Source organism: Bacillus sp. P4_D3 (assembly GCF_056401855.1).
The window spans coordinates 1-10498 of the sequence record NZ_JBFUIN010000089.1 but is presented as its reverse complement, the minus strand read 5'-3'; the positions used below and the strand labels follow the sequence as shown (position 1 = coordinate 10498).

The 10498-nt window shown below is 35.9% G+C and carries 7 protein-coding genes, 1 tRNA gene and 1 pseudogene; all 9 read left to right on the top strand.

All coding sequences use genetic code 11. The annotated features are described in order from the left end of the window. Positions 1–38 precede the first annotated feature (38 nt). The 9 genes and pseudogenes from AC1DTM_RS12435 (at position 39) to glgA (ending at position 10358) form a co-directional block, all read left to right on the top strand. Positions 39–110 (top strand) — tRNA-Glu (locus AC1DTM_RS12435). 509 nt (positions 111–619) lie between these two features. Next, complete coding sequence (locus tag AC1DTM_RS12430; RefSeq protein ID WP_012261907.1) at positions 620–1150, top strand: sigma-70 family RNA polymerase sigma factor; 531 nt, start codon at positions 620–622, stop codon at positions 1148–1150. Continuing rightward, positions 1143–2171, top strand: a complete 1029-nt coding sequence (locus tag AC1DTM_RS12425; RefSeq protein WP_012261906.1) for a DUF4179 domain-containing protein — start codon at positions 1143–1145, stop codon at positions 2169–2171. The genes AC1DTM_RS12430 and AC1DTM_RS12425 overlap by 8 nt, the downstream gene beginning before the upstream one ends. Positions 2172–2341: 170 nt before the next feature. Beyond that, positions 2342–2609, top strand: a pseudogene (locus AC1DTM_RS12420) (IS4 family transposase); the annotation flags it as partial. 514 nt (positions 2610–3123) lie between these two features. Then, entirely contained in the window at positions 3124–4068 is a 945-nt protein-coding gene (locus AC1DTM_RS12415) for an L-lactate dehydrogenase (protein ID WP_002112560.1), read from the top strand. Between the two features lie 653 nt (positions 4069–4721). Continuing rightward, a complete protein-coding gene (gene glgB, locus AC1DTM_RS12410) occupies positions 4722–6659 on the top strand; it encodes a 1,4-alpha-glucan branching protein GlgB (protein ID WP_016106494.1) in 1938 nt (645 codons plus the stop codon). Then, complete coding sequence (gene glgC / locus AC1DTM_RS12405; RefSeq protein ID WP_016106493.1) at positions 6607–7737, top strand: glucose-1-phosphate adenylyltransferase; 1131 nt, start codon at positions 6607–6609, stop codon at positions 7735–7737. The genes glgB and glgC overlap by 53 nt, the downstream gene beginning before the upstream one ends. An 18-nt stretch (positions 7738–7755) precedes the next feature. Next, a complete protein-coding gene (gene glgD, locus AC1DTM_RS12400; RefSeq protein WP_256416249.1) occupies positions 7756–8790 on the top strand; it encodes a glucose-1-phosphate adenylyltransferase subunit GlgD in 1035 nt (344 codons plus the stop codon). A gap of 137 nt (positions 8791–8927) precedes the next feature. Further along, positions 8928–10358, top strand: coding sequence for a glycogen synthase GlgA (glgA, locus tag AC1DTM_RS12395; protein WP_002112556.1), 1431 nt, complete (start codon positions 8928–8930; stop codon positions 10356–10358). The last annotated feature ends 140 nt before the right edge of the window (positions 10359–10498 follow it).

The window sequence follows — 10498 nt, the reverse complement described above, 5'->3', positions numbered from 1 at the left end:
GTGCGAGGGTTCGAATCCCTTCTTCTCTGCCAGATTTTGGCCCGTTGGTCAAGTGGTTAAGACACCGCCCTTTCACGGCGGTAACACGGGTTCGAATCCCGTACGGGTCATACTAAAAGAGATAGCATAATCTGCTATCTCTTTTTTGTTGTATAAAAGTGGACTTTGAATAGTCTGCTTTTTTTTTATGGATTTCTTGTATACTTTTTTCTATTTGAATCGTCTAACTAATAGAAAAGAGAGAGCGATGAAGTATGAAAAGCTTATTATAGAAACATCAAAAAGTATTTATAGATATTTGCTTAAAATAGAGCGAACATCACATGCCCATCAAGCTAAGATTTTAAGACACCCCCATAACGAGAATTTTACCTTTTTTACAGTTATTTATGAGAATTCAGCTCGTTTTTCCGTTTTGGGAGATCTTTTTTACTTTAAATTTGGTATGAACAAGCTATATATTTGGCTCTTATTTCTATCTGGATTTCTGGTGTCTTTTCTTTAATGCTGGATATTAATCATTGCAATAAGTTGTAGGAGATTTATGTATATGCACTTATTTTTGCAACCTTTTTATTCTCTCATTCGACTATATTAGTAAAGGGAGGAAGAAATAAAAATGGACATAGCCTATCTAGTAAAACAAGCAACAAGAGGAAATGATCAAGCATTTGAACAACTTATTACTTTTGTTCGCCCGAAATTATATCGAACAGCCTATTCTTATGTAAGAAATGAACAAGATGCACTGGATATATACCAAGAAACAATTTATGAAGCATATCTTTCACTGAGAAAATTAAAAAAGCCGGAGAAATTTCAAAGTTGGATTACCAAAATTCTTGTTTTTAAATCCATTGATTTTGTAAGAAAATCCTCTAGACAATTTGTTGCGAATGATGAAATATTTGCTAATTTATGTACAGAAGAGAGCATGAATAAATTAGAACAATCATTGGATTTAACCGAGGCATTTAATTTCTTAGATCCTACTTACAAAACTATTATTTTATTAAGGTATTATCACGATTTATCTATTAAGGAAATTGCTGAGGTTCTTAACTCTCCAGAAGGAACGGTAAAATCTCAATTACATCGAGCAAAGCAAGCCTTACGCCCCATTTTAAAGGAGGGATATAGTTATGAATAAAGAAGAATTTAATCACCATATCAATGATATTCCTATACCAGAAGACCGGTTAATTCAAAGAGAAAAAACAGCCATGCTTCAAGCTAAGAAAAATCAATACCGTAGAAAAAAAACAATCAAGTATTCTAGTCTTGTTGCTTGTGGAATATGTGTTTCTCTCTTAGGTTTTGGATTCATTTCTCCTGCTATGGCAAAGACTTTATCGAGTGTTCCAGTTATAGGCCCCATTTATGCACAATTTAATGATATTGCTTCTGATAAAATTGAAAAGGATGAGCTTGCTACATCAATTGAAAGACAAGATAACCATAGTGGTTTAACGATGAATGTGAAAGAAGCTGTTTACGATGGCGGACGTTTAGTGATCACGGTGGAATACAAAGGAGAAAATACTATTTCCAATAGCAATGAAGAGAAAGCTGGATTTAGTTATGTAACCATTAATGGGAAAGAAGTCAGAGCTGCAATTAGTTCTACTTCACAGAAGTCAAAAGGACGAAACACCATTATTGAGCAGCATGAATTCACTCTGGCTAATTACGGTGAATTTGGTGATAAAATTGATGTTTCCGTCCATGGAGAAGATTTATTTGGAAAAGCAGGAACATGGAATGTAGCATTTCCTCTTACAAAAGTTGAAGGTGAGATTCGTAAATTTACTCCTAATATAAAAACATTAACGAAAGATAATCTGTATGCATTAACAGTAGATCAAGTAACTTTTTCTTCACTTTCAACGAGGATTGATTTGACCTTTGATTATCCAAAAGAAATGGAAGCTAATGATAGTTGGCCAGCACTTGATTATACTGTCACTGATGATAAAGGAAAAATCTACGAAGGAGTCAGCTTGCAAGTTGGTAGCACGGGACTATACGGACACCATATTGTTTTAGCTCTTCCACCAATGGATAATCCTCCAAAATCCTTAACAATTAAACCTACGTATCTTAGTGGTCAAAATGATACTTTAAAAAATGGAGGTTCTGAAGATTTAAAAATGACTGTTTTACTACAATAATTGAAGGGCTTTGCTAGGTTTCCATGTCTATTGACTGTTAATAAGTGACGTTGTGTTAACTTGATGTGTATGGAAAAAACATCACTATCAAGCTAAGATAAATTTGTATCCATGTAATCAAAAAAACGCTATTCTTTTTGTAGAATTATACAGAAAGGATGGCGTTTTTGATGAAGTCTATCATTTCAAATGAACTGGACCTTTTCGCACAAGAGCTCCAGTAGTCCTACAAGAGATCGCCAAACAAGTTGGTTTTATACAGCGATCTAGCAAAAGTATCAAGCAAACGAACTCATTGCCCTTTGCGTATGGCTCAGTCAAGAAATTGCTAGCACATCATTTATACAATTGTGCAGTCAGTTAGAAGTTTCTACAGGTGTACTTATGAGCTCAGAAGGACTGAATCAACGCTTTAATCCAGAAGCTGTTATTATTATAGGATTTCGTCGGTAAGTCGATATATTGTAAAAATCGCTGATATAATTTGAGTTACGGTCGATATATTTAAATAATCGCTGATATATTTGGAGTTATGGTCGATATATTGTAAAAATCGCTGATATAATTTGAGTTACGGTCGATATATTTAAATAATCGCTGATATATTTGGAGTTATGGTCGATATATTCAGAAAATCGCCGATATATTTGGAGTTATGGTCGATATATTCAGAAAATCGCCGATATAATTTCACTTACCGATAAAAACCAAAGTCCAACCCTTTCACAATCTAAATAAAACGCCTCCATTGAGATGGATTTCACCCGCACTCTAATAACTTTACACTCTATGTGAAAAAGTTCACAAATAGGTCATAATTTGTGAAGTAATTCACAATAATCCGTGCTACAATATGTATGTAAAGAAGTTAAACAACATTAAATTAGTATTTTAATTACTTACTTAAACAATAATAAAAAATAGATGTAAACAATTGAAAGGGGAAATTAACATGAAAAAAGGTATCAATCGCGTAGTATTAGTAGGAACAGGAGCTGTAGGTTGTAGTTATGCTTACTCAATGATCAACCAAGGTGTAGCTGAAGAATTCGTACTAGTAGATGTTAATGAAGCAAAAGCAGAAGGGGAAGCAATGGACTTAAGCCATGCGGTACCATTCTCTCCAGCACCAACAAAAGTTTGGAGCGGTAGCTATGCAGATTGTAAAGATGCAGATTTAGTTGTTATCACTGCTGGATTACCACAAAAGCCAGGCGAAACTCGTTTAGACTTAGTTGAGAAAAATACAAAGATCTTTAAACAAATCGTTCGCGGTATTATGGATAGCGGATTCGATGGAATCTTCTTAATCGCAACAAACCCAGTTGATATTTTAACTTACGTAACTTGGAAAGAATCTGGTCTTCCAAAAGAGCGCGTAATTGGTTCTGGTACAACTTTAGACTCTGCTCGTTTCCGTTACATGTTAGGTGACTACTTAGATGTAGATCCACGTAACGTTCATGCTTACATCGTTGGTGAGCACGGTGACACTGAACTTCCAGTATGGAGCCACGCTACTGTAGGTGTACAAAAACTAGAAACAATCTTAGCGAACAACGAACAGTATAACCAAGAAGATTTAGATAAAATCTTTGAAAATGTACGCGATGCAGCTTACCACATTATCGAGCGTAAAGGCGCAACTTACTACGGAATCGGTATGTCACTACTTCGTGTAACTAAAGCGATCTTAAGCAACGAGAACAGTGTATTAACTGTATCTGCATACCTTGAAGGTCAATATGGTGAGAAAGATGCTTACGTAGGTGTTCCAGCTGTTATTAACCGCGAAGGTGTACGTGAAATCGTAGAACTTGAATTAAACGAAGAAGAAAAAGCGAAATTCGCTCATTCTGTAAAAGTATTAAAAGAAACAATGGCACCAGTACTATAATAATTGCTAAATAATTCAGAGGCGGGAAACTGCTTCCTACCTCTGAATTAATATAAATTAATATAAATTAATATAAATTCCTTTTCCGGTTTCCCTTGTATATCCCCAATATACCCCTTTTGCTGGATAAGGGTCGTTTATAGAAAAAGCACTCTATTTTTGAATAGAGTGCTTTTGTGCGTTATCCCACTATTTGCGAGCAGAACTTCACTTTATTCTTTAGGAGTTAACCTTGTGGCAATTTTTCCTAAACGCCATTCATCTCCCGCATACTCATTAGACCATGTCCTACCTATTCCTTGAGGTGGGAGTTTTCCGTCGGGAAATGATAAATTTTGTGACAAAAAATGTTGAGAAACATTTTTAAACAATAGATTATTTCGCTTGTATTTCACGTGAGAAATAGCGTGAAAAATGGAGAGAAATCAATAAAGTAATATTGAGCAACAATGAAAGGTGAAAATAGTAAGGTGAAATGAAGCGTTTGCAATGAATATTCGTCAAAATTCGATATTTTACACGATAAATATAAACATTTTAAGTGAAATTTAAGAAAAAAACGAATATTTTTTAAAAAACAACAAGGATATTTCAGTTTTTTGCAGAAATGATAAAGAGTAAAAAATTTCTGTCATCTTAGTGAGGTGAACATATTGGATGTAATAAATTGTGAAGAAGTGAAACGAGATGAGTTTCATACAGAAAAGTACTATGACAGTTATAACATCTTTGGGGCACATATTGTGACGGAAGATGGGATGCGAGGTGTACGATTCACAGTATGGGCTCCTCATGCGAAAGCAATGAGTGTTGTTGGGGATTTTAATGAATGGGATTATAAGCAACATAAGATGCTAAAAGTGACAGAAGAGGGGATTTGGTCCTTGTTTGCACCGCATATTGAAGAGAATGAGATATATAAGTATGCGATTGAAACGATGAACGGTAACGTTATTTTAAAAGCAGATCCTTACGCAGTATATGCAGAAGTAAGACCAAATACGGCATCTGTAGTTTTTGATATAGAGGGATATGAATGGAATGATAAAAACTGGATTCGTAAGAGAAAGAAAAAATCGATTTATAAAGAAGCGATGACAGTTTATGAATTACATTTCGGTTCTTGGAAAAAGAAAGAAGATGGTGCTCTGTATTCTTACAGAGAAATGGCTGAGGCGCTCATTCCGTATGTGGTGGAACATCAATTTACACATATTGAAATTATGCCGCTTGTTGAGCATCCATATGATCGTTCTTGGGGATATCAAGGAACGGGATATTATGCAGCGACAAGTAGATTCGGCACGCCACATGATTTGATGTATTTTGTCGATGAATGTCATAAATATGGAATCGGTGTCATTTTAGATTGGGTGCCGGGGCATTTTTGTAAAGATGCTCACGGTTTATATTTGTTTGATGGGACACCGACTTATGAATATAAAGATAGAGACGTACAAGAAAACCTGGTATGGGGAACTGTTAATTTTGATTTAGGGAAGAGAGAAGTACGTAATTTCTTAATTTCAAATGCGTTATTTTGGATGAGATATTTCCATATTGATGGTTTCAGAGTAGATGCAGTTGCGAATATGCTGTACTGGAATAAAGAAGGAAAAGAGCAAAGCAATGAACACGCTGTTTCTTTCTTACGGGAGTTAAATGAAGCTGTGTTTGCAGAAGATGAAGAGTTTCTTATGACAGCAGAAGATTCAACAGCTTGGCCACTTGTAACAGCTCCAACATACGAGGGTGGACTTGGATTTAATTATAAATGGAATATGGGTTGGATGAATGACGTGCTGAAATATATGGAATGTGCGCCAGAGTACCGGAAATACATTCATGAGAAAATGACATTCTCTTTAATATATGCTCACTCTGAAAACTTTATATTGCCGCTTTCTCATGATGAAGTCGTTCATGGAAAAAAATCGTTATTAAATAAAATGCCGGGAGATTACTGGGATAAGTTCGCCCAACTTCGTTTATTATATGGATATTTCTTTACTCATCCAGGTAAGAAATTACTCTTTATGGGTGGAGAATTCGGGCAATTTGATGAGTGGAAAGACCTTGAAGATTTAGATTGGAATTTACATGATTTTGAAATGCATCGTTATATGCATGATTACTTTAAAGAGCTCATAGCATTGTATAAGCGCTCAAAACCACTTTGGCAGTTAGATCACTCGTCTGAAGGATTTCAGTGGATTGATGCTAATAATAATGAGCAAAGTATTTTCTCGTTTATCCGCCAAGGGGATAAGGAGGAAGATGCGTTAGTTGTCGTATGTAATTTTACGAAAGCTACATATGAAAACTATAAAGTAGGTGTACCAGATTTCGAGTATTATAACGAAATTTTAAACAGTGACGCGGTGCAATATGGCGGATCGGGGCAAGTTAATAAGAAACGTCTCAAGACGATTCTAGAGCCATATCATAATCAAGCGGCACATGTAGAAATTACAATTCCACCATTTGGCGTATCCATATTACGACCAGTGAAGACGAGAAAGGGGAGCAAAAAACAAGATGGCTCAAAAACAAAAGTGCGTAGCAATGTTACTAGCAGGGGGAAAAGGTAGTCGTTTAAGTGCATTAACAAAAAATTTAGCCAAGCCAGCTGTTCCATTTGGTGGTAAATATCGCATTATTGATTTTACGTTAAGTAACTGTGCAAACTCCGGTATTGAAACGGTGGGGATTTTAACACAATATCAACCGTTAGAACTTCATAATTATATTGGAATCGGAAATGCTTGGGATCTTGATCGTGTAAATGGTGGAGTCACTGTGTTACCTCCTTATGCGGAGTCTTCAGGTGTGAAGTGGTATACAGGTACGGCAAGTGCTATTTATCAAAACCTAAACTATTTAAGTCAGTACGAACCAGAATATGTCCTTATTTTATCAGGCGATCATATTTATAAAATGGATTACAGTAAAATGCTAGATTACCATATTGAGAAAGAAGCAGATGTTTCAATTTCTGTTATTGAAGTGCCGTGGGATGAAGCAAGTCGCTTTGGCATCATGAATACGAATGAAGAGATGGAAGTTGTTGAATTTGAGGAGAAACCGCAATTTCCAAGAAGTAATCTTGCATCAATGGGAATTTACATTTTTAACTGGTCTATTTTAAAAGAATATTTAGAGATGGATGCAAGAAATCCTGAATCTAGTAATGACTTCGGAAAAGACGTACTTCCGCTTTTATTAGATGAAGGGAAGAAGTTGATGGCGTATCCGTTTGAAGGATATTGGAAAGATGTTGGAACGGTGAAAAGCTTATGGGAAGCGAATATGGATTTACTTCGCGATGAAACATCGTTGAATTTAAATGATCGTAATTGGCGCATTTATTCTGTAAATCCAAACGAGCCACCTCAATATATTGCAGAACAGGCAAAAGTAGAAGAGTCACTTATTAATGAAGGGTGCGTCATTGAAGGGGACGTGAAGCATTCTGTTTTATTCCAAGGAGTGACGGTGGAAGAAGGTAGTATGGTAATCGATTCTGTCGTTATGCCGGGGGCAAAGATTGGTAAAAACGTTGTGATTGAAAGAGCGATCGTTGGATCGGAAATGGTTATTGAAGATGGGGCAATAATTCGTCCAGAAAAAAATGTTGATGATGTAGTACTAATTGCTGAAGGAAAATAGAAAAGGGGGATGAAATGAATGGGAGAAAAAATGTTAGGAATTATTAATGCAACGGGAAGTTTTCCTTCCTTAAAGAAAGTAACAGGGCATCGTTCATTAGCGGCATTACCGTTTGGAGGCCGTTACCGCCTCATTGATTTCATGCTTTCAAATATGGTGAATTCTAATATTCATAGCGTGGCGGTTTTTACAAGTCATAAAAATCGTTCTTTAATGGATCATGTCGGTTCAGGAAAACAGTGGGATTTAGATAGAAAGCGTGATGGACTGTTTTTATTCCCACCGAACTGCCAATGTGATCATGACGAATTTGGATCTTTTGCACATTTTAGAAGACATATTGATTATTTTCTAAGAAGCAGAGAAGAATATGTTGTTATTACGAATAGCCATCTTGTAACAGCGTTAAACTTTCAAGCGGTGTTAGAGCGACATATACATACGTCTGCAGATATTACTGAAGTTTGTCATGAAGGGGTTTCGCTTCAAACATATGTGTTAAAGAAACAATTATTGCTAGACTTATTTGAGACATATAAAGATGTGGAGCAATACAGTTTATTTGATGTAGTGAGAGAAAAGAGCGGGAAATCACTGCATATTGCTACGTATGAGCATACAGGATATGTAGCTATCATTGATTCGATTGAAAGTTACTATAAGCATAGTCTAGAAATTTTGCAGCCTACTATTTGGAAGCAATTATTTAAGAAAGAAGCACCAATCTTTACGAAAGTAAAAGATGAGCCGCCAACTCGTTATATGAAGGGTGCAGCAGTGAAAAATACGATGATTGCAAACGGTAGTATTATTGAAGGTGAAGTGGAAAATAGTGTTATCTCCCGTTCTGTTAAAATTGGAAAAGGTTCAATTGTTCGTAATAGTATTATTATGCAAAAGAGCAAAATTGGAGATAATTGCATAATAGATGGTGTTATTATTGATAAAGATGTGAAACTTGGCGACGGCGTAGTGTTAAAAGGAAGTGCTGATGAGCCATATGTTGTAGAAAAAGGTAGTGTACAAAATAGTACAATCAACAGTTATTCGTAAATAGCAGGTGCATAATTAGTGGGGGATTTAGAAAACCCCCACTAATTAAGGTTTTACTCTATATGAAAACTTGAAGGGAGGAAGCTGTAAGAAGAGCGATTTATGATGTATACGCTTTTCGTGCAGTGGAACAACAGGTGAATATTTTATTTGCAGTATCAGAATGTGTACCGTTTATTAAATCCGGAGGTCTAGCTGATGTAGCAGGAGCGCTTCCAAAAGAATTAAAAAAATTAGGAGTGAATGTTCGCATTATACTTCCAAACTACAGTCTTATCCCGAAAGAGTTAAGAGAAGGATGTACGCTTCATAAAGTAATTAACGTTCCTCTTGGATGGAGAAACCAATATTGCGGGATTTTAAAAGGTGAGCAGGATGGGATTACGTATTACTTAATAGATAATGAATATTATTTTAAGAGAGATTCTCTCTATGGCCATTATGATGATGGGGAGCGTTTTTCTTATTTTTCAAAAGCAGTTTTAGAGTGTATTCCGCATCTTGATTTCGAAGTAGATGTTCTTCATAGCCATGATTGGCATACAGCTATGGTTAATTTCTTACTTCGTGAAAAGTATCAAGATAACCCGTTATATGAGCATATTAAAACGGTATATACGATTCATAACTTGCAGTTCCAAGGTGTATTTCCTCCTGAAGTGATGTACGACTTACTGGAGCTTGGTCATGAATATTTTCATAGTGAACAGCTTGAGTTTTATGGAAACGTGAACTTTATGAAAGGCGGTATTATCGCATCTGACCAAATTACAGCGGTTAGCCCGACATATAAAGAAGAGATTCAATATGAGTTTTTCGGTGAGAAGTTAGATGGATTGCTACGAAAGCATAACGATAAGCTTAGTGGCATTGTAAATGGAATTGATACGAGTGTATATAATCCAGAAACAGATCCATATATTACGGCTCAGTATAGTGCAGAGTCATTAGAGGAAAAGAGTGAAAATAAACGCGCATTGCAGCGTTATTTTGGTTTACCAGAAAAAGAAGATACACCAGTTATTTCGATGGTAACACGATTAACGAAGCAAAAGGGGCTTGATCTAGTACGTACTGTATTCCGTGAAATAATGGAAGAAGATGTACAATGTATTATTTTGGGATCAGGCGATTCTGAATACGAGCAGTTCTTTGAATGGATGGCATACGAATATCCAGAAAAGGTAAAAGTATATATTGGATTTAATGAAGCGTTAGCGCACCAAGTGTACGCGGGAAGCGATTTGTTTTTAATGCCATCGCTGTTTGAACCGTGTGGACTTGGACAACTTATTGCGCTAGCATATGGCACGATTCCAATTGTAAGAGAAACAGGCGGATTAAATGATACTGTACATTCTTACGATGAGGAAACTGGAATTGGGAATGGCTTTAGCTTTACGAATTTTAATGCGCATGACATGTTACATACAATTCTTCGTGCAATTGAGTTTTATCAAGATAAACCGGTATGGGATAAGCTTGTAAAGCAAGCGATGACTGAAGATTATAGCTGGGGGAAATCTGCTCTTGCATACAAGAAATTGTATAAAAGTCTCATGGAATAACATTGAGGTGGTGAAAAAATGTTTACTCATGTTGAAAGCTTTAAATCCGCTTTTCTAGAAAAATTAGAAATGATGTATGGGAAAAGTTTCAAAGATTCTACAACTCGTGATCAGTATAATACGCTTGGTCATATGGTACG

Excerpts from the sequence above, each read along its gene's own strand:
- AC1DTM_RS12430 (WP_012261907.1), top strand. The coding sequence starts at position 620 with ATGGACATAGCCTATCTAGTAAAACAAGCAACAAGAGGAAATGATCAA.
- AC1DTM_RS12425 (WP_012261906.1), top strand. The coding sequence starts at position 1,143 with ATGAATAAAGAAGAATTTAATCACCATATCAATGATATTCCTATACCA.
- AC1DTM_RS12415 (WP_002112560.1), top strand. The coding sequence starts at position 3,124 with ATGAAAAAAGGTATCAATCGCGTAGTATTAGTAGGAACAGGAGCTGTA.
- glgC (WP_016106493.1), top strand. The coding sequence starts at position 6,607 with ATGGCTCAAAAACAAAAGTGCGTAGCAATGTTACTAGCAGGGGGAAAA.
- glgD (WP_256416249.1), top strand. The coding sequence starts at position 7,756 with ATGGGAGAAAAAATGTTAGGAATTATTAATGCAACGGGAAGTTTTCCT.